This is a genomic window from Polyangium spumosum, from assembly GCF_009649845.1.
GTDB lineage: Bacteria > Myxococcota_A > Polyangia > Polyangiales > Polyangiaceae > Polyangium > Polyangium spumosum.
This window is the reverse complement of record NZ_WJIE01000002.1, coordinates 251,716-270,905: the sequence shown is the minus strand read 5'-3', so window position 1 is coordinate 270,905 and position 19,190 is coordinate 251,716. Positions and strand designations below refer to the sequence as shown.

Below are 19,190 nucleotides of genomic sequence, written 5' to 3'. Positions count from 1 at the left end.
CCCGGAGGGAAAACGCGTCCATCATCCACGCGGGACCGACATGAAACAAGCGACCGCGTGGTTCGTCCTCGCTTTGATCCTGGCTTATGGCTGCGTCGAGCCGCCTCAGGGCGGCCTCGTGCCGGCGCCCCCCGGCCAGGGGGGCTCGGCCGGGGAGGGCGGAGGGCCGCCGGATGATTATTTCACGGCGAAGGAGCTCTTCGACCTCAACGTCTACCCCGTCTTCGTCAGCAAATGCACGCCCTGCCACACGCAGGGCGCGAACGCCGCGCCGATCTGGCTCGGCGCGGAGGAGAGCTCGTCGTACGCGAAGATCGAAGGGTACCCGAAGCCCCTCATCGCCCACCCCGACAACAGCCTGCTCCGCCTGAAGGGCGAGCACACCGGGCCGGCCCTCGCGATCGAGGACGATTTCGTCGTCGCGGAATGGTTGATGAAGGAGGTCGACGAGCGCGGGCTCTTCGGCGACCCCACGTTCGAGCCGGACCCCGGCGCGGGCGGCGCGGGCGGAGAGGGCGGCGAAGGCGGCGCGGGCGGGGAGGGCGGCGGCCCCGTGAACGACACGACGTTGCTCCAGGCGCTCGAGGAGTTCGGCGCGTGTATGCAGTGGAAGGACTGGGAGTCGACCGGAATGGTCGACCTGCCCAACCAGCTCACCGCGGCCGGGGCCTGCAAGTCGTGCCATTTCGCGGGGATGGGCGGCAATTGGCTCTCGGGAGACCCGGTCGAGACGTTCGAGAAAAACCGGCTCTTTCCCTACGTCCTGAAAATTGCCGTCGGCACGGTGAACGAGGTCGGCGCGTTCTCGGATCTCGTGCCGGCGCGGCGCCACATCGACAAGGGGATCGAGAGCCAGATGTGCGACGCGGAGCCGTGCCATCCGGCGTTTTTGCTGTCGCCGGAGATGGAGACGGCGGTGGAGAATTTCTTCCTGATCTCGTACGCGCGGTGGAAGCAGGGGCTCTGCGAGCCTTGACCCGGAGGGCGCTCGTCCTCGTTTTCGTCGCGCTCGCCCTCGTGGGCTGCAAGCGAGAGCCCGCGGGCGAGGCCCCGGAGGTCACGGTCGCCGCGGCGACGAGCCTACGCAAGGTGTTTCCCGCCCTGATCGAGGGCTTCGGCGAGGCGCAGCCGGGCGCGCGTGTGCGCGCGACGTACGGGGCCTCGGGCGAGCTCGCGCGGCAGGTCGAGGGCGGGGCGGGGGTGGATCTCGTGGTCTTCGCGGCGAGAGATCCGATCGACCGGCTCGCGGCCGGCGGGCACGTGGAGCCAAACCGAGCGCGCGTCGTGGCGACGAACGAGCTCGTGCTCGTCGGGCCCAGGGGCGGCCCGAAGCTCACGTTCGCGACGCTCGCGACGGCGCTGCCGCCGGGCGAGGAGCTCGCGATCGGGGAGCCGGGCGCGGTGCCGGCAGGTCGGTACGCGCGCGAGGCGCTCTCGAGGCTCGGCGCGTGGGAGGCGCTCGAGGGGCGCGTGGTGCTCGGCGGCAACGTCGCGGCCGTGCTCGCCTACGTGGAGCGAGGCGAGGTCGCGGCGGCGATCGTTTATCGTACCGAGGTCCCCGGCGCGAAGGGGATCGAGGTGCTCGATGGCGCGACGGGAGAATGGGCGCCCCGGCCCGAGGTCTGGGCGGCCGTCACGACGAAGGCCCGCGCGCGGGCAGGCTCCGAGGCGCTGCTCGATTTCATCACGAGCCCCGCCGGGCAGCGGATCCTCGCCGCGTACGGGTTTGGCCCGATTCGCTAGGTCCTCCCGGGCCCCGCTCCGGGGTCCGGATGCGCCGGACAAACACGCGACGTCGGGGAGGTGTCGGGCCGCCGACGCTCGGGGCCACGAGGGAACGCCGCGCGGCGAGCGCCTTGTCCCTACCCGTGCGGCTCGTCCCCGTATAAGCTCGCCGTTGGTGCAGGAGGCGACGGACAAGGTACGACGCGCGCGCAGAGGGCTCGCGATCTTCATCGGCGTCGTGATCCTGGCGAGCGCGCCGTTCCACACGCAGATCGCGCTCTACGGCCTCGACGCGAGCTACTTCCTCCCATTGGTATGGGTCCCGTGCTTCGCCTCCGTCGTGGCGCGGCTCGCCCTGCGCGAGGGGTTTGGCGACGTATCGTTCCGGTTCGATCGTCGCGCCGCGTGGGCCATGGTCCCGGCGTTGATCTATCCGGTGGTGGTCGCGCTGCCGGCGTACGGGCTCGCGTGGGGCACGGGCATCGCCGCGTTCGAGCCTGCGTCCATGCACCCGCTCGGGTTTGCCATCCCCGGAAGCACGCCCGGCGAGCGTTTCCTCGCGGGTGGCATCATCGCGCTGACGGTCGGGCCGCTCGCGATGGCGGTGCTCGCGGTGGGCGAGGAGATCGGCTGGCGTGGTTATCTCTTGCCGCGCCTCATCGACGCGCGCATCCCGCACCCGGCGCTCGTGAGCGGGGTCGTGTGGGGCGGCTGGCACGCGCCGATGATCCTGAGCGGGCACTACAACCCGAGCCCGTCGCCGATGCTCTCGCTCCTGCTCTTCGTCGTGTGCTTGACCGGGCAGAGTTATTTCGCCGCGAGGCTCCGGCTCGACACGGGGAGCGTCTGGCCGCCCGTGGTGATGCACGGGGGGTGGAATGCCATCGCGGTCTCGTTTTTCGGCGCGTCGACCACGGGCAAACACGCGCCGCTCTGGGCGAGCGAAGGCGGCGTGCTGGTCGCGGGATCGACGGTGCTCATCACGTACGTCCTGCTCCGCTGGCGGCGCGGGCAGGAGAGCGCCCCGAGCAGCCGCTCGTCGGCCCTCGGGACCGTACGAACCTGAGCGTGCTCTCGGAAGATCAGCCCGTGTCGAGCGACGTCGCGTCGATGCCCCAGAGGATCGCGTCGATGAGCCGCTGGTTCGTGGTGCGCAGGCGCTTGGCGACCTCCTTGAGGAGGGCGAGCAGGAACTTCGAATAGACGCGCGGGTTCGCCTCGAGCTCGCGGTAGAGCGTGTCGCGATCGATCGTGTAGAAGAGGCACTGCGTCTCGGTCTGCACGTTCGCCGAGGCGGACTGATCGTCGATGACGTCGAGCTCGCCGAAGAAGTCGCCCGCGTGAAGGCGGCAGATGACGGTCTCGACGTCGCCCTTGAGCCTTCGTGAGACGACGACGCTGCCCTCGGCGATGATGTAGAGCACGTCGCCCGCGTCGCCCTCCCAGAGCACGACCTCCTGCGCGGGGAAGGGCAGGAGCTGCACGTGCGCGGCGAACTCCTCGATCTCGTCGGGCGACCAGGCGGCGAACAAACTGACGCGCCGGAGCATGCGGGCGCAGTCCTTGATCTGGTCGTTGCGGAGCGGTCGCGGCTTGAACTTCATCGGGTTCTGGCCTCGGGATCAGCGCATCAGGCGGAGCGTGGCGAGCGTGGCGAGCGTGGTCAAGACGACGGAGACACTGACGAACGAAGCGATTCCATACAGGAAGTAGGTGCGCTCGTCGCTCGTCAAGGGCCGCGTTTTTTTGCCACGCACGAGATCGCGGAGCGTGTCGCGCAGGACACGGCGGCTGTGCTCGCGCAGCGCGGGCATGCGGAGCCAGTCGCTCAGGATGTGGTAGCCGTCGGACTCGATGAAGAGGCACGGGTAGAGGCTGCCGAGCGCGAGCGCGAGGATCGTGATCGCGACGAACCAGAAGAACGACGAGGGGATGCCAGGAGGCAGGATCCACGCGAGGATCGCGCCCGCGCTGCCGAGGAGCAGCCCGGAGAGCGGACCCGCGAAGCTCACGGCCATGCGCGCCTTGCGGGTCGACATCCACATGTCCGTCACGTCGGCGTACACGCTCGGCATGAGCCGGTTCATGAACGTGAAGCCGAACGCCTTCACCTCGCGGCCGAAGTGCTTGCAGGCGAGCGCGTGCGAGAGCTCGTGCACGACGACGGTCATGACGTGCAAGAGCAAGAAGACGGGCACGAGCAGCGCGTGCCCCGCGTGCAGGACCTCGGCGCCCGAGCCGCGCCCCGCCTGCTGCACGATCGCCACGCCGCCGATGACGAGCAGGATCGCGTAACACGCGAACGCGGGACGCGTGAAGAGGACGCGCATCCGACCGTAAAGGACGCCGAGCTTTTGATCGACGTTCGGCAGCCGCAGGTCGACCCCGCGTAGCCTCGCGAGGTACTGCGAGCGCATTGAGACCGGCTCGTCCGCGAGCGAGCGCCGCACGAGATCGGTCTGCGGGATGACGATGAGCTTGTTCTCGCGGGCGCGCGCCAGAAACCGCTGGATCACCCGGAAGTCGAACGACCCGAACTTCAGGAAGTACGCCGTCGCGACGTCGCGCAGCGTGTGCAGGCCGTCCATCTTCTGCCAGAGGAAATACTCCTCCTCGTTCAGGAAGAGGTATTTGTCGGCCTCGAGCTGCCGGATCACGTAAAAGAGCTTGCGATCCTTGCGCGACTGGGCCTGGATCTCGTAGCTCTCCTCCGGGATGCGCCGCGGCTTCACGGTGAGCGCGACCTGGTTCGCGACATAACGGCGCGTGACGAATCCGCCGCTCGATCCAGGGAGATTCGGGCCGCCGGGCCGGGACCGGATCAGGAGCTCGAGCTCGGGCTTCGACTTTTCGCTCATGAGCTCCTGCACAACGGCCCGTCAGCGCCAGACTACCATGGTGGCCCTGGCGAGCAAAGAGCCGCACCTGTGGCTCCTTGACAACGAGGCTGATCCCGCTGTATCCGATGGTACATTCGATCTCCAGCGTCCAGCATTGGCTCGGGCCGCGGAGCATACGTGAGGTGTTGTCATGTCGAAGAAGAGCGTCGAAGAGCTCATTGGTCGCGCGCTGACGGACGTGGAGTTCCGAAAGAAGCTGCTCGCGGCACCCGAAGCCACGCTGACGGCCGAGGGATACGAGGCCGGGCCCGAGGTGATCGAGGCTATCAAGAGCGCCAATCCCGATGAGGTGAACGCGATGGCGCAAGGCCTCGAGAGCCAGATGGCCCAGCGCAAGGCCGCGAGCTGAACCCGCCCCGCGTGGACTGCGCGGGCAGCACGCCCGCGCAAACCCCGCTCGCTGAGTCGTGAACACGCTCCGCCCCGTCTGGGATGGTTTGCCCCGCGCCGAGGTGCGGCGAGCCCAAGCGTCTCTGCAAACGCTCGGGCTCGAAGAGGACGCGCTCCGCGGCGCGGCGAACCTCCTCGGGCGTCTCGCGGATGCTCGTCGCCCCGGCGCGCACGAGCCCATCGTTCGTACCTTCCTCCTGCTCGCCGCGGCCATCCACGCCGCCGCGCGTCTCCCCGCGCCTCTCGAGCCCATGCCGGCCGAGGACGAAGAGGCGCCGTTTTCCCCCGCAGCATGGCTCCTGCTCGCCTCGCGCGAGCGCGGCAGCCTCTCGATCGACCCCGAGGCGCGCGAGGCGATCGACGCGGTGATCGTCGCCGTCGGGGATGCGCTCGACGAGCTCGGTGAGGCGGCCACGATCCCCGCGTCGTCCCCGCTCGCGACGTACGGTTTGTCGCTCCTCCTGCCCGCCCTGGTCGGTCGTCCGGACGATCCCGGGCTCGCTCGGGCCGCAGATGCGCTCGGATGCCTCGTTCGCCTCGCGCTCGAAGCCCGCGCGTTCTCCGGCGTCGGCGCGAGCGCGCCGAGGCCCCAGCTCCTCGGCACGATCGCGCGCGGCGCGGGGCTCGGGCGCGAGCTCGATCTCGCGCTCGCCCACGCCGCCAAACCCGCGCCCGATCGGCTGCCGCTGCTCCGGCTCGTCGGAGATCCGAAGCTCTCCGCGCGCCTCGACGCGACGTGCGCAGGCTGGGCCAGCGAGGTGCACGAAGCCCTCGACGGAGAGGACACGCGCGAGCTCGTGGAGGCCACGACCACGCAGACCTCACGCGCCACGCGGTCCGCCCGCCTGTTCGGCTTCACGCCCCGAGGCCCCACGCCCGAGGAGGAGCTCGATCGGGCGATCGAGCTCGCCCGGCAGGGCCTCGCGGCCGACCCGGAGCTCCGCGAGTCGTGGGAGTTCCAGCGCTGGGGAGGGCCGTTCGACAAGGCGTACGTGGCCCGCCTGTTCCCGGTCGGGATCTGCTTGCTCCCGCTCGCCGGGGTCGGCGAGGACATCTCGCCGCGCGTCGAGGCGCTCGTCGCGCGGCGCTCGGTGGATGGATTCCGCTACTTCGAGGGCTTCGCGGGCATCCCGCCGGACGCGGACGATCTCGGCCTCGCGCTGCAGCTCCTCGCGCGCTCGGCAGGCCGCGCCGCGGCCGTCGAGGCGCTCGCCTGGCCGATCGAGGTGCTCGTGCGCAACACGGGCGAGGACGGGGCGATGGCCGTGTGGCTGGAGCAGCACCTCCGCGAGCCCACGCCGGACGGCGCGCCGCGATGGCTCGGATCGCGGTGCGTCGCGGTGGCGGCGAACGCCCTGATCGGGCTCGCAGAGGCGGGCGTCGTGCTGCCGGAGGGCTACTTCGATCGCACGCTCGGCTGGATCACGCGGGTCTGGGAGGCGGAGGGGGGGAGGGCCGTGCACTTCTACCCGACCCCGTTCGCGCGGTATCTGCTGGCGCGCCTCGCGGACGTGGCCGAACGTTTGCCCGGGGATCCGGCGCCGCGTGTTCGTCTGCGCGCGCTCGTGAGCGACATCGAGCAGCGGATCGTGAGCTCTCAGCGGGCCGACGGCAGCCTGGGAGGCGGCGTGATGGCGACGGCGTGTCACCTCGGCGTGCTCGCGTGTGGGCGCCTCGAGCCTTTTGATCCCTGGCCTGCCGTGACGTTCCTCGTGTCCCGGCAGGACTACGACGGGCTCTTCCCGCGGGAGCCGTTTTACCGCACGCCGGGGAAGGACTTCGCGTTCGCGGCGCACGGGGCGCGCTCGATCACGGCCGCGCTTTGCCTCGAGGCGTTCGTCCGGACGAGGGCGCGCCTCGCGCGGGGTTGATCAGCGGGAGCGCCCGCCGAGCGCGCGCTTCAAGGACATCGCGAGGATCTCGCGATCGAGCGCGCCGAGCCAGGCGAGGCGATCGGCGGTGTACGCCTCGAACCCGGGCAGCCCGAGAGCCCGGGCGCTCTCGGCGGCGCGGCCTTGCTCCGCGATCGCCCGCTCGAGGGTGCGGCGGAGGAGCATGCCTTCGTAGAGCGTCCCCCGGAGCCGCTCGGCGAGGGCCTCGTGCGCCTCGGCGCGCGCGTGTTCGTCGGAGAGGGCGGCGATGCGATCGAGGTCGGCGCGCGTGAGCCCCGCGGTGGCGAGCAGGTAGGTGCGGTGACCCGCGCGGAGATCACGCGGCCACCCGAGCACGTCGTTCGCGAGGCCGTAGGCGACGCCGAGGTGATCGATCAGGGTCGTGATCGAAGGTTCGAGGTGGAGCGCGTCCGCGAGGGCGGCCACGGCGAGCAGGGGCGCCCGCGCGAAGGCGACCTTGCCGGCGTGTTCTTCGAAGAGGGCCTCGGGGTAGGGATCGTCGCTGCGGACCACCCGTTGCTCGGCGAGCGTGAGGCGCGAGAAGGCCAAGAAGGCACGATCGAAGGCCTGGAAGAAGGCGGGCGCGCGGGGGCCGAGCGCCTCGGTGTAGGCGAGGACCATCCCGGCGACGCAGGCGTTGCCGAGGAGCAAGAGCTCGTGATCGGCGCGCGCAGGGTCGTCGAGCAGGTCGTCCTGGATGCGCACGTAGAAGTAGCCCTGCATCGTGCCCGCGAGGATCGGCGCGATCGAGGCCTGCGCCCGTGCAGGGAGCGCGCCCTCGGCGGTGAGGCGATCGGCGAGCCAGAGCGGCATGTAGAGCAGCGGCGGCGCGAGCGGGCCGGAGAAGTAGGCGCGGTGGGACGGCGTGCCCTCCCCGACGGAGCGGAGGAAACGCGCGCCGATCTCGTCGAGCGGGGCGGGGAGCGCCTCGAAGCGCCGCTCGCAGAGATCCCAGGCCGCGTCGATCATCGCCTGTTTCGCGAGGTAACTCGGGAAGGCGGCGTCGAGGAGGGTCACGGGTAGGTGGTCGAGGGCGGCAGGAGGGAGATCCGCGTCGGCTCGGGCACGACGTCGGAGGGCAGGACGGCGAAGACCTCGACGGGCTCGGGCTTGCCGCGGATGCGGAGCGGGCCGAGCTGGCGCGTCCGGAAGACGTTCTGGATGGCCTGGTGGACGGACGCGGAGACGAGGACCTGCGTGCGCGTCTCCTTGTTGAGCGCCTCGAGCCGCGCGGCGAGATTCACGGTGTCGCCGATGACGGTGTACTCGTGGCGCTGCGAGGAGCCGATGTTGCCGGCGACGACGGGGCCGGCGTTGATGCCGACGCCGATGTCGAGGCGGAGCATGCCTTTCGCCTCGAGCTCGCGGTTCATGACCTGCAGGGCGTCGAGCATCTCGAGCGCGGTGCGGACGGCGCTCTCCTCGGGGTGGTCGATCGGGTAGGGGACGCCGAAGAGGGCCATGAGGCCGTCGCCGAGGAACTTGTCGAGGGTGCCGCCGTTCTTGAAGACGATGTCGACCATCGTCGAGAAGTAGCGGTTCAGGAGCTCCACGATCTCCTCGGGCTGCATCATCGTGGAGAGCTGGGTGAAGTTGCGGATGTCGGCGAAGAGCACCGTGGCCGTCATCCGCTGTCCGCCGATGGCGAGGCTCTCGGGGTTGTTCAGCACGAGGTCGACGACGTCTTTCGAGAAGTACTTCGCGAGCCGGTCCTTGTCCTGCTCGACCCGCTCGCGCGCGAGCGAATCCGTCGCCGCCTGGAGGATGAGCTTGCGCGAGTTGCCTGCGATGACGGCCGCGAAGATCCCGTTCGTGGCGCTGAACAGGAGGGCCATGACGCACTCGTCCAGGTTCAGGCCCGGGCCGAGGTAGACGGCCTTGTCCACCCAGGTGACGTCGAGCTCGAGGCGCACGTAGACGAGCATCGCGGCGGCGTAGAGCACGCCGAGGAACGACGAGTAGAGGCCCGCGAAGACGCTGTAGCGCAGGCCCGCCATCACGTTGAAGGCGGCGAGGACGAGCCACCCCGTGGGCGCCCGGTAGACCTCGTAGACGCCGGAATGGTTCTGCAGGCTGCCGATCATGCCCAGGCAAACCGCCGAGATGTCGACGGTAATGCTGAGGTATGTGAGCCACTGGTAATAACGATCACGCCGCCTGAGCAGGAGCCAGACGATGACCGAGTAGACGAACCAGGCGCCCAATACGAGCCGGAAGGTGCGAAGCGCCTCGGGGGCCTGCGCGTCCGACGACACGAACATCATGCCCAGGGAGAATGCGGAGAAGACGGCCCTCACGTAGTTGACGAGCCGCTCGCCACGCATCTCCTGATTCTGGAGGATGATCCGGATGTCGTCGGGGAGCCGATCGCGCGAGAATATTCGCTTCTTCAGGTTGTCGAGCACGGCTCTCTCGGACCAGGTACGGGGGGGCTCGATGGGACAAGGAAGTGCCGCCCGCGTCAAGGGGCGAGTGCACGCGCCGCGACGCTTCGGGAAAACCCGAGAGCTCACGAGGAAGCCGCCCGCGCAGCCGCGGATGTGCTCACGGCGCACGGCAGCGTGCAGTTTGTCGGGCCCTCGTCGGCGAGGACGGACGGGCCGCTGCCGCGCCCAAAGACGGGCTTGCCCGGCGCTGGCCAGGCGCGGACGGAGGCGAGCGTCCCGCGAGCACCGCGGGCCGCCCACGACACGCGCGGGCGAGGCGGAGCGGGCGAGCGGCGTCGGTCCGGGCGGAAGGCGCGGTGGGGCGCAGTCCGTGCCTACACCCGGTCCGAGCGGCGCGCGTGGGGCGCGCGCGAGATCTCCATACGACGAAGCGCGCGGTTTTTCGGGGGATGCTCGAAATGGCCGCGCGGCCTGGGGGATCCATGGAACTCTGCTGCACCGTCGTCTCCGATATCGCCGACCTCGAGGCCATGCGGGGTGAATGGGAGGCGCTGCTCGAGCGCAGCGACGGCGACGAGCCCATGCTCTCGCCGCTCTGGATCCTCGCCTGGTGGCGCGTGTTCGGGGGGACGGACGGCCGGTGCCTCCGTGCATTACGGATCACCGGGGAGGGGCGGCTCGTGGGCCTCTTGCCGCTCGTGGCGAGGCGCGTCTGGCACCGCGGCGTTCCGTTCCGGCGGCTCGAGGTATTGCCCTCGGGCGAGGACGAGGCGGACGAGATCGTGTCCGAATACATCGGGCTCGTGGCCGAGCGGGGCGCGGAGGAGGTGGTCGCGGAGGCGGCCGCGCGGGCGCTCGAAGGGGGCCTCGCGGGGGCCTGGGACGAGGTCGTGCTGCCGGCGATGGATGGCAGCAAGCGCGCGCCGTTCGCGCTGGCGGACGCCCTCGGGCGGCGGGGATGGATGGTGACCCTGACGGAGCGCGGGCGGAGCCCGTACGTGACGCTCCCGCGGTCGTTCGAGGCATACCTCGCGGCGTTGCCTTCGTCGCGGCGGTATCTGGTGCGGCGCTCGATCCGGGATCTCGAGGGCTTCGCCCGGGGCGATCTCGTGTTTTCGGTCGCGCGGACGCCGGAGGAGCTCGCGTCGGCGCGCGACACGCTCGTTTCATTACACGAGGCGCGCTGGCAGAAGGACGAGCGGACGGGCGTGTTCGTGTCCTCGAAATTCAGGGCGTTCCACGACGCCGTGATGCCCGCGCTCCTCGAGCGTGGCGCGCTCGAGCTCTCGGTGCTGCGGGCGGGCGGCGAGCCCATCGCGGCCCTTTACAATCTCGTCTGGAACGACAAGGTTTATTTCTATCAGAGCGGCAGGCGGGCCGATTTGCCGGCGAAGCTCCGGCCGGGGATCGTCGCGCACGCGATGGCCATTCGAATGGCCATCGAGTCCGGCCGGCGCGAATACGATTTCCTGGGAGGGGACGTGCGTTACAAGCTGGATCTCGCGCTCGCTTCGCGGCCGATCGTGGAGATCCGCGCGGCGCGGCGGACGCTGCGGGAGACCTTGCGTGACCACGCCGAGCGGGCCGCGCGGGAAATCGCGCGCCTGCGCGGCGAGCCGGCCTCGCAGCGGCGGCCGGCGGAGGCGTTCGCCGAAGAAGAGCCTTGATCGACTGCACCAGGGGAGGGAGACCCATGCCCGAGGAATCACTCGTGCCGGCCGTCCTTTGTGGCGACCTGAACATGGTCCGGTGTTTCGCCGGGGACGCGCCGGCGCGGGCGGGTTTGTCCGTCCCGAAGATCCCGTTCGTCGTGGCCTCGACGCGGGCGGGCGATCCGACGTTCGGATCGCGGCACGTGGAGCGGACGGCCGTGATCTCGGATCCGGCGACGAACCCGGACCGGACGGCCGAGGATCTCGTGGTCCTGGCCGAGCGGACGGGCGGGCGGCCCGCGCTGTTTTACGGGACGGACGCCATGCTCCTCTGCGTGTCGCGCCACCGGGGCGTCCTCTCGCGGCATTACCGATTTCTCATGCCCCCGGCCGAGCGCATCGAGGAGCTCGTCGACAAGGCGCGGTTCGCCGCGCTCGCGCGCCGCCTCGGCCTGCCCGTGCCCGCGACGGTGACGAGCGAGGAGGCCGGCTCGCGGGCGGAGGTGCTCGCGCGTGTGCCCTTGCCTTGCGCGATCAAGCCCGTCAACCATACCGGCTTTCGCGCGTCCGCGGCGGTGAAGGAGGAGGGCGGTTTGCCCCGGAAGGCGCTCTTCGCGTGGACGCCGGAGGAGCTCGACAAACGCCTCGCGCAGATGCGCAGATCGGGGTGCGCGTTCGTGGTGCAGCGATACGTGCGCGGCGGCGACGACCATATCACGAGCTTCCACGCCTGGATGAATGGGCGCGGCGAGCCGGTCGCGTTTCACGTGGGCAAGAAGATACGGACGTACCCGTCGGGCTCGGGGGAGAGCACGTTCATCGAGATCGTCGCGGATCCCGAGGTGACGCGGGTGGGGCTCGAGGTCGTGCGGGCGCTCGGGCTCGTGGGTATGGTCAAGCTCGATTTCAAGCGCGACGCCGGCAGCGGCGAGCTCTTCCTCCTGGAGGCGAACCCGCGCTTCAACCTCTGGAACCGGCTCGGCGCGGCGTCGGGCTCGAACCTGCCGCTCGTCGCGTATGCCGAGCTCGCGGGGCTTTTGCCGCCGCGCACGGGGCCGGCGCGTCCGGGGCTCTGCTGGGCGTCGGTGGAGGGGGATCTGCGCGCGTTTTTCCTCGATTACGGGCCCTCCGGGGCGATCACGCTCCGCGATTTCGTGGCCTCGTACCGCAGGCCGAAGGTGTTCGACGTGTTCGCGTGGGACGACCCGTGGCCGCTGGTGCTCACGCTCGCGAGGCGCGTGGGGCAGCGGGCCTCGCGCGCCGTGGGCAAGGCAGGTCGGCCGTGAGATACGCCGTCGTGTCGGACGTGCATTCGAATGTCGAGGCCCTCTCCGCGGTGCTCGCGGCGATCGACGCGGAGAGGGTCGACGCGATCGTGTGCCTCGGCGACGTCGTGGGGTACGGGGCGAACCCGAACGAGTGCGCGCGTTTGCTCGCGGCGGCGGGGGCGAAATGCGTCGTGGGCAACCACGATCGCGCAGCGCTCGGGCTAAGGGACACGGCGCATTTCGGGCGGAAGGCGCGCGAGGCGATGCGATGGACGCGCCGCATGCTGAGCGACACGAGCCACGATTGGCTCGCGTCGTTGCCGCTCGTCCGGAAGGTCTCCTCCGAGGTCTTGCTCTTCCACGCGGCGCTGCACCCGACGCCGAACGACGAGCTGCACCTGTCGAGTTTGTCGCGGCTGGAGAAGAGCCTGCGCGCGCTGCGCGAGGGCGGGTATGGCGCGCGGATCGGCCTCTTCGGGCACACGCACCACGCGGGGGCGTGGCGGGCGCGGGGCGGCGCGTTCGGGCCGGCGCCGGGCGAGATCGTGAAGCTCGACGACGGGGCGCATTACCTCATCAACCCGGGCAGCGTGGGGCAATCACGCGACGGGGATCCGCGGGCGTCGTTCGCCGTGCTCGACATGGACGAGGGGATCGCGCGGTTCCGGCGCGTGCCGTACGACACGACGCTGGCGATGGCGAAGATCGCGGCGCTCGAGGCGAGAGGGCGGCGGGGGCTCTCGGCGTGGTTATCCGCTCGATTGCCGCTCGGCCTGTTCGCCGGGCAGCGGCGGTAGGGTCGCGGGATCGAGGCCGGGCGGGACGATCAGGATCTCGAACGTCGGCGGATAGACGTCGGTCTTCTCCTCGACCCGCGCGCGGCCGTCCTCGGACTTCATCACGCGGGTCTTGCGGATCTGGTAGCCCTTGATGCCCTTTTGCTTCAGGACCACGCGCCCCTCGGTCAAGGCCGGGTTCTCCTCGATCTTGCGCTTGTAGGGGGAGACGCCGATCGTCGAGCTCGACCATTCCACCGCGTCGGGCGCGCCGCTGCCGCGGATCTCGACCGTGAGCGTGCCTTTGTCCGTGACGGCGCGGACGACGACGGGGAACGAATACGGGTTCTTGAGCCTGAGGTCGACGTGTGGATACACGACCGTGGCGTCGAGGCCCATCGGGATGTAGCCGCTCGGCCGGGAATGGTTGCTCCGCTCGGCGATCTCGAATCCGCCGAGGTACGCCGCCGCGTGTAACGTGCTCGCGACCTGGCAGGTGCCGCCGCCGATGCCCTCGCGCATCTCGCCCTTCCAGATCTCCGGCGCCGTCGTGAATCCGTTATCCTTCGTGCGAGGGCCGACCTCGACGTTGAAACTCTTCATCTCGCCGGGGAGGAGCACGACGCCGTCGATCCCGGCCGCGGCGCGGGCCACGTTTTGCGCGCGGTTCGCCTGCCCGCCGAGGTATCCGAAGCGGGTCTCGTATTTCGTGACGACACGCGAGACGTCGATCGAGGCGACGACCTCGCTCGACGCGTCGGGCAGGATCTCGAAGGTCGGGACGGAGACGCGGGATTCGCCGCTCTGGGCGGCCCGCTCGATCGCCGAGGCCGCGGCATAAAGGTCGAGGTATTTCCCGGAGACGTGCGCCGTGGGTTTTCCGGTGGCGAAATCGAGGCGGGCGCCGCGGGGCGGGGTGTCGGTCTCGTCCTTGCGGCGCTCGAGCGCGGCGGCGAGGGGCTCGATCGGCAAGGTGACGAAGACGGGGACCGTGACGCCGCCGCCACGCGCGGAGAGGGCGTCGGCGAGGCGCGCCTCGAGGTCTCCCTCGCGGCCCACGGACGCGAGGCGCGTGGCGAGCCGCTGCTCGTCGACGGCCGCGCCGAGCTCGGCGAGCGACGTCTCGAGGGCCACGTCCTCGCCGATCGTGAGCGTGACGCGCCTCTCGAGCAGGGCGCGCGCGTGCCGCGCGGCGACCTCGCGTGGCGTCCCCGGGCCTGCCTCGACGCCGCCGATACGTACACCTCGCGCGACCGTGCCTTCGGCGGGCAGGAGGTGCTTGCAGGCGGCGGAGGCCGAGAGCGCGGCGGCGGCGACGACGACGGACGCGAGCGCGCCGCGGAGCAGGAAATGGCGGCGGGGGCGTCGCGTGGGGGACGAGGGGAGCGCGCTTGTGTTCGACATCGGCCCGAGAACGCCTCGGGGCCGAGCTTATCGTTCCGGGGGGCGTGATTTCCAGATCGGCGTGGAAAATCAGAGCCCGAGCGCGCCGCGGTAGACCCAGCCGGTCTTCGAGCCGGTCTCGATCTTGTACCACTCGTTGCGGCGGCCCACGATCTTGACCTTCGTCCCGCGCACGAGCCGCGCCACGACCGTGCCGTCCTTGGGCACCTTGCGCACGAGCGCCGTGTCCCAAGTCACGACGCCCGTGCCGCCGGCCTCAGCCTCGCTCGTGGTGCTGCCTGCGGCGTCCTCGCCCTCGCCGGAGCCTGCGGCGGCCTCCTCGGGCGCCTTTCCGGGCGGGTAAAACGTGAGGCCGTATTGCACCGTGTAATGGCGGTACTTGTTCGGGACCTCCTCGAGCGGCAGGTTCGCGAAGGCGCGTTTTCCGCACTGGAGGATGCCGGTGACGGTCGAGGTGGGGATCGTCGTCTTGTCTTTCCTGTTCTTGACGACGTGGACCTCTTTGTCCTTGAAATCGATCTCGATCGTGAGCGTGAGCTTGCCGGCGAGGCCGAGGGCGGAGGGGCACTCGGCGAGGCTCTGGAGCTTGGGGACCGCGACGGGGTCGAGCAGAAGGGCGCCACAATCGGAGACCTTCTTGTTTTTCTTGTCCCAGCAGCGGCTAATCTTGCCGGGGCCGACGACGACGGTCTGCTTGTTCGGCGGGGGCGCGGCGGCGGGCTCGGCCGTGGGGGCGGCCGTGGGCGCGGCGGGCGCGGCGGTGGGGGCGGCGGACGCCGTGGCTTCGGCCTGGGGCTTCAGGTCGCCGGGCACGTTGGGGCCGACGTTCACGCCCGCGAGCTTGGGCCAGGCGACGCCCAGCACGAAGCCGACCGCGGCGACGATCCCGACCCGGGACCACGCGGGCCGCTCGTCGGCCGGCGAGGGCCTCTCGATCGTGACGGGTCGCGCTGACTTCGCCATGGGCCGTGCCCTAGCACAAGTCCCCGGGCTCCCAGCAAGTTTTGAGGGAGGCACGGGGCCCGGAACGCCGTCAGCCGGACTTCACTTCCGCCCCGTCGTTCGGGGGCGGCGCGCCCGTCTCGTACCTTCGATTCCGGTGCCGGATGTCCTTGCCCGTGACCAGGAAAACCACCGTCTCGGCGATGTTCATCGCGTGATCGCCGATTCGTTCGAGGTACTTCGCGATCGATTGCACCCGCGTCGCCCGGTAAATGGTCGTCGGGTCGCTCGTCATCAGCTCGAGCAGGCGCTTCCAGATCTCGCTGTAGTGCTCGTCGATCGCCTCGTCGCGCCCGAGCAGCTCCATCGCGCCGTCGACGTCGCGCTCCACGAGGGCGTCGAGCGCCTCGCGCACCACGAGCGTCGCCTCGTCGGCGAGGGAGACGAGGTCGAAGGTCGCGGGCAGCGGCGGCTCTTCGTTCAGCTCGGCGACGCGGTCGCAGATGTTCACGCCGAGGTCGCCGATGCGCTCGAGGTCCGTGACGATCTTCAGCGCCTTCGTGACGAAGCGCAGGTCCGAGGCCACGGGCTGGCGCATCGCGAGGATGCGCATGCAGAGGTCGTCGATCTCGACCTCCAGCCGGTTGATGCGCCGGTCCATCTTCATCGTCGAGCGCGCGAGCGCCGTGTCCCGCGTGGCGAGCGCCTGCATCGCCTTGCCGATCATCTCCTCGACGAGGCTGCCCATGAGGAGCAGCCGATCGCGGAGCGTGCGCAGCTCGTTCTCGTAGACGCGGCTCATGGGCTGACTCTACGACACATCCTTGGAGCTCAACCGAATTTCCCGGACACGTAGTCCTCGGTCCGCCGCTCGCGTGGGTTCGTGAAGATGCGATCGGTGCGGTCGAACTCGACCAGCTCTCCCTCGTCGATGAACGCCGTGTAGTCACTCACCCGCGCGGCCTGCTTCATGTTGTGGGTCACGATGACGACGGCAAGGTGGTCCCGCAGCTCGTGGATCACGTCCTCGATGCGGCTCGTCGCGATGGGGTCGAGCGCGCTCGTCGGCTCGTCGAGCAAGAGGACCTCGGGCCCGAGCGCGAGCGCGCGCGCGATGCAGAGGCGCTGCTGCTGGCCCCGCGAGAGGCTCGTCCCGGGCCGGGCGAGGTCGCCCTTCACCTCGTCCCAGAGCGCCGCGCGCCGCAGCGAGCGCTCGACGAGCTCGTCCGCGCCCTCCACGGGCAGCCCGTTCAGGCGCAGGCCGGCGAGCACGTTGTCCCGCACCGACATGTGCGGGAACGGGTTCGGCTTCTTGAAGATCATGCCGACCCGGCGGCGGACCTCGGCCACGTTCGTGCCGGGCGCGTAGATGTTGGCGCCGTCGAGCAAGACGCGGCCCGAGACGCGGTGGCCCGGCGTGATCTCGTGCATGCGGTCGAGGCAGCGCAGCAGCGGGGATTTGCCGCAGCCGGAGGGGCCCATCAGCGCGGTCACGTTCCTGTCCGCGATCCGCAGCGTGATCCCGCGGATCACCTCCTCGCGGTCGGTCCACGCGTGCAGGTCCTCCGCTTTCATCTTCACGGGAGGCGCGGCGTCGTCTGCGTGGAGCGAGGTCATGGTCGTCCGTGGGGCCGGCGCTCAGGGCGCGCCGAGGAGCTGCCAGGGTAGCGCCGAGAGCGGCAGCGCGCCGATGAGCGCGAGCGGCGCGGTCTCGAAGGCCGCGCGGGCGAGCGAGCGGAGCGCGCCCCGCGAGATCGCCGGCATGGCCGCGGGTAACACGACCTCGCGCAGCGTGCGCAGGCGATCGGCGCCGAGCGCGAGGCAAGCGTCGCGCAGGGATCCGGGCACGGCGCGCAGGGCCTCGCGGAAGGTGGTGGTCATCCGCGGCAGGAGCAGGAGCGCGAGCATCGACGCGCCGGCGAGCGTGCTCTCGCCGAAGCCGAGCACGCGCACGAAGATCGAGAAGCCGAGCAGGCCGTAGACGATCGGCGGGGCCGCGGCGAGGCGCCGGGTGATGCCCTCGACGAGCGAGACGAGCCGGCCACGAGGCGCGTACTCTTCGAGCCACGCCGCGGCGCCGAGGGAGGCGGGCACGGCCATCAAGAGGGCGAGGGCGACGAGCGTCGCGGCGCCTTCGATGGTGGCGGCGAGGGAAGCGCGGGTGAGGTGGTTCGACGCGTCGATCGCCCAGACGTCCCAGCGCGCGGGGGGAGGCCCGCCCGTGACGATCGCGAGGATGGCGAGCTCGGCGATCGCGCGGGCGAGGGCGAGCGAGAGCGCGGCGCCGATGCCGCCGGACGCCGCGCGCAGGACGACGCGGGTGACGGTCGCGATCTTGCCGACGCCGAGCGCGTACGCGCCCTCGCGCAGGCTGGCGGGGACGGCGGAGATCGCGGCGGCGGAGCGCGCGGCGAAGAACGGCAAGATCATCAAGCCGAGGGCGACACCCGAGAGCAGCGGGCCCGGCGCGGCGAGCGCGGGTGAGAGCAGGGTGATCGCGAGGTATCCGAGCACGACCGTGGGCAGGCTCGCGAGGGCCTCGAGCGCCGGATCGAGGACACGGCGCACGCGCGGGCCTGCGAACTCGCTGCGGTAGACGGCGACGAGCAAGCCGAGCGGGAGCGCGACGAGCGTGGCGACGAGCGCCGCGACGAGCGCGCCCGCGAGCAGCGGCGGGAGCGCAACCGCGGCGGCGTGCGCGCCGGGCGTCTGGAGAAACGCGATTACCTCCACGACGAGCAGGCCGGTGATCGCCAGCGTGGCGAGGACCCGCGCGACGGCGCAGAGGAAGAGCAGCTTCGGGACGACGGCGTCCGCGAGCGTACGCGTGACGCGGGTACCCACGAGATCGTCGTACCCGTGCTGTGTGACAGGAGCGTGACAGAGGGGTGGAGCGGGGAGAAAAAAGAGCGGGCGGGTGTGGGATCGACGCGGACGGGTCGGTTACTTCCCTTCGATCTTCGCGCGGAGCGCGTCGGCCTTCGCTTGCGCCTCAGCCATCTGCTTTTCGAGCGCCGCGAGCTCCTCCTTGTCGGCGTTGGTCGCGGCTTCGGCGGCCTTCGCCTCCTCGGCTTCCAGGTCTGCGAGCAGCTTTTGCTTCGCCGCGAGCTCCTTCTGGAGCGCGACGATGCTCGCCTTCACCGAGGTGATCGTCACCTCCTCGTCGTCTTGTTCTGCGCGCGCCTCGCGGCGGAAGAACCTGTCGGCGAAGTTCGTGGGGAGGTGCGAATGCTCGTGCGGGAGCTTGGCGAGCGCGCCGTGGGTCTCTTTGCGGGTCCCGTTCAGCTTGTCGATGAACTTCTTTCGTTCGCCGAAATCGCGGAACTGATCACGCGCCTTCTCCGCGGCTGCTTTGGCGTTCACGGCGCCGTCGGCCCGCTCGAGGAGCTCGCCGAGCTCGGGCGCGAATGCCTTGAGCGCCGCGTGCTCGCTCGCGGCGAGGGAGGGCAGCCATTTCTTCATCGCTTCGAGCTGCCCTCCGAGGACGGGCCGCTTGAAGTCGCTCGGCGTCTTGTTTCCGAGGAAATGCTTGTAGAGCGCGTGATTGCGGTCGCCGTCGGTGATCGTCAGGATCGTGTTGACGATGGCGGTCACGAGGCTATCGAGCAGATCGTCGATGTGATCGATGAGCGCTTGCCCGTCGGTGATGGCGTCCCGGAGCAAAAGCTCCTTGTCGTGCACCGTGGTCCATTCGGCGCGCAGGGCGTCGAAGGCGGCGATGTGGGGCGTGCCGAGCGGGTGCGCCTTGACGCGGCTGCGCGTGTAGGTGATCTCGGGGAGCACCGAGCTGAGCGACGTGCGGGGCTGGAGGGTGCGTACGGCCATGAACCTGAAGAGCTCCTGTGGATGTGCGG

18 protein-coding genes are annotated in these 19,190 nt (G+C 70.4%); 8 read left to right on the top strand and 10 right to left on the bottom strand.

Features of this window, described 5'->3' with window-relative positions; all coding sequences use genetic code 11:
* The first annotated feature begins 40 nt into the window (after window positions 1-40).
* From GF068_RS43410 to GF068_RS46915, 3 genes are all read left to right on the top strand, one after another.
* On the top strand, window positions 41-976 hold the full coding sequence (locus GF068_RS43410; RefSeq protein ID WP_170319346.1) for a hypothetical protein: 936 nt from the start codon (window positions 41-43) through the stop codon (window positions 974-976).
* Entirely contained in the window at window positions 973-1,743 is a 771-nt protein-coding gene (modA, locus tag GF068_RS07165; RefSeq protein WP_170319345.1) for a molybdate ABC transporter substrate-binding protein, read from the top strand. Before GF068_RS43410 ends, modA begins: the two co-directional genes overlap by 4 nt.
* Before the next feature lie 157 nt (window positions 1,744-1,900).
* Window positions 1,901-2,791: a CPBP family glutamic-type intramembrane protease gene (locus tag GF068_RS46915; RefSeq protein ID WP_153818589.1), complete on the top strand. Its 891-nt coding sequence runs from the start codon at window positions 1,901-1,903 to the stop codon at window positions 2,789-2,791.
* A 16-nt stretch (window positions 2,792-2,807) separates the two neighbouring features.
* Here GF068_RS46915 and GF068_RS07155 read toward each other — a convergent pair whose 3' ends face one another.
* Window positions 2,808-3,329, bottom strand: coding sequence for a cyclic nucleotide-binding domain-containing protein (locus GF068_RS07155; RefSeq protein WP_153818588.1), 522 nt, complete (start codon window positions 3,327-3,329; stop codon window positions 2,808-2,810).
* 18 nt (window positions 3,330-3,347) lie between these two features.
* Complete coding sequence (locus GF068_RS07150) at window positions 3,348-4,583, bottom strand: M50 family metallopeptidase (protein WP_153818587.1); 1,236 nt, start codon at window positions 4,581-4,583, stop codon at window positions 3,348-3,350.
* Between the two features lie 172 nt (window positions 4,584-4,755).
* On the opposite strand from GF068_RS07150, the gene GF068_RS07145 reads away from it, so the two are divergent.
* A complete protein-coding gene (locus tag GF068_RS07145) occupies window positions 4,756-4,974 on the top strand; it encodes a Franean1_4349 family RiPP (RefSeq protein ID WP_153818586.1) in 219 nt (72 codons plus the stop codon).
* 58 nt (window positions 4,975-5,032) lie between these two features.
* Complete coding sequence (locus GF068_RS07140; protein WP_153818585.1) at window positions 5,033-6,886, top strand: prenyltransferase/squalene oxidase repeat-containing protein; 1,854 nt, start codon at window positions 5,033-5,035, stop codon at window positions 6,884-6,886.
* Here GF068_RS07140 and GF068_RS07135 read toward each other — a convergent pair whose 3' ends face one another.
* Together GF068_RS07135 and GF068_RS46910 are read right to left on the bottom strand one after the other, a co-directional pair.
* Window positions 6,887-7,924: a hypothetical protein gene (locus GF068_RS07135; RefSeq protein ID WP_153818584.1), complete on the bottom strand. Its 1,038-nt coding sequence runs from the start codon at window positions 7,922-7,924 to the stop codon at window positions 6,887-6,889.
* Window positions 7,921-9,312 carry an adenylate/guanylate cyclase domain-containing protein gene (locus GF068_RS46910; RefSeq protein ID WP_170319344.1) on the bottom strand — a complete coding sequence of 464 codons (1,392 nt, stop codon included), beginning with the start codon at window positions 9,310-9,312 and terminating at the stop codon, window positions 7,921-7,923. Before GF068_RS46910 ends, GF068_RS07135 begins: the two co-directional genes overlap by 4 nt.
* A gap of 464 nt (window positions 9,313-9,776) precedes the next feature.
* Between GF068_RS46910 and GF068_RS07125 the strand changes: the two genes are divergently transcribed.
* Genes GF068_RS07125 through GF068_RS43400 form a run of 3 tightly spaced genes read left to right on the top strand, consistent with a single transcriptional unit; the run spans window position 9,777 to window position 13,011 of the window.
* Entirely contained in the window at window positions 9,777-10,961 is a 1,185-nt protein-coding gene (locus tag GF068_RS07125; protein WP_170319343.1) for a GNAT family N-acetyltransferase, read from the top strand.
* Between the two features lie 26 nt (window positions 10,962-10,987).
* The gene (locus tag GF068_RS43405) at window positions 10,988-12,232 is read left to right on the top strand and encodes a carboxylate--amine ligase (RefSeq protein ID WP_170319342.1); all 1,245 of its coding nucleotides are present in this window, start codon (window positions 10,988-10,990) and stop codon (window positions 12,230-12,232) included.
* Entirely contained in the window at window positions 12,229-13,011 is a 783-nt protein-coding gene (locus GF068_RS43400) for a metallophosphoesterase family protein (RefSeq protein ID WP_170319341.1), read from the top strand. The genes GF068_RS43405 and GF068_RS43400 overlap by 4 nt, the downstream gene beginning before the upstream one ends.
* Here the strand turns inward: GF068_RS43400 and GF068_RS07115 are convergent.
* From GF068_RS07115 to GF068_RS07090, 6 genes are all read right to left on the bottom strand, one after another.
* Window positions 12,964-14,394, bottom strand: coding sequence for a VanW family protein (locus GF068_RS07115; RefSeq protein ID WP_153818581.1), 1,431 nt, complete (start codon window positions 14,392-14,394; stop codon window positions 12,964-12,966). The genes GF068_RS43400 and GF068_RS07115 overlap by 48 nt on opposite strands.
* Window positions 14,395-14,463: 69 nt before the next feature.
* Window positions 14,464-15,357 (bottom strand): SH3 domain-containing protein, encoded by an 894-nt coding sequence (locus tag GF068_RS07110; protein WP_153818580.1) that lies wholly within the window; start codon window positions 15,355-15,357, stop codon window positions 14,464-14,466.
* Between the two features lie 70 nt (window positions 15,358-15,427).
* Entirely contained in the window at window positions 15,428-16,138 is a 711-nt protein-coding gene (gene phoU, locus GF068_RS07105) for a phosphate signaling complex protein PhoU (protein ID WP_153818579.1), read from the bottom strand.
* A gap of 29 nt (window positions 16,139-16,167) precedes the next feature.
* Window positions 16,168-16,953 carry an ATP-binding cassette domain-containing protein gene (locus tag GF068_RS07100; RefSeq protein ID WP_153818578.1) on the bottom strand — a complete coding sequence of 262 codons (786 nt, stop codon included), beginning with the start codon at window positions 16,951-16,953 and terminating at the stop codon, window positions 16,168-16,170.
* Window positions 16,954-16,974: 21 nt separating this feature from the next.
* A complete protein-coding gene (locus GF068_RS07095) occupies window positions 16,975-18,180 on the bottom strand; it encodes an ABC transporter permease subunit (protein WP_153818577.1) in 1,206 nt (401 codons plus the stop codon).
* A gap of 99 nt (window positions 18,181-18,279) precedes the next feature.
* Window positions 18,280-19,161: a hypothetical protein gene (locus tag GF068_RS07090; protein ID WP_153818576.1), complete on the bottom strand. Its 882-nt coding sequence runs from the start codon at window positions 19,159-19,161 to the stop codon at window positions 18,280-18,282.
* Between the last annotated feature and the right edge of the window lie 29 nt (window positions 19,162-19,190).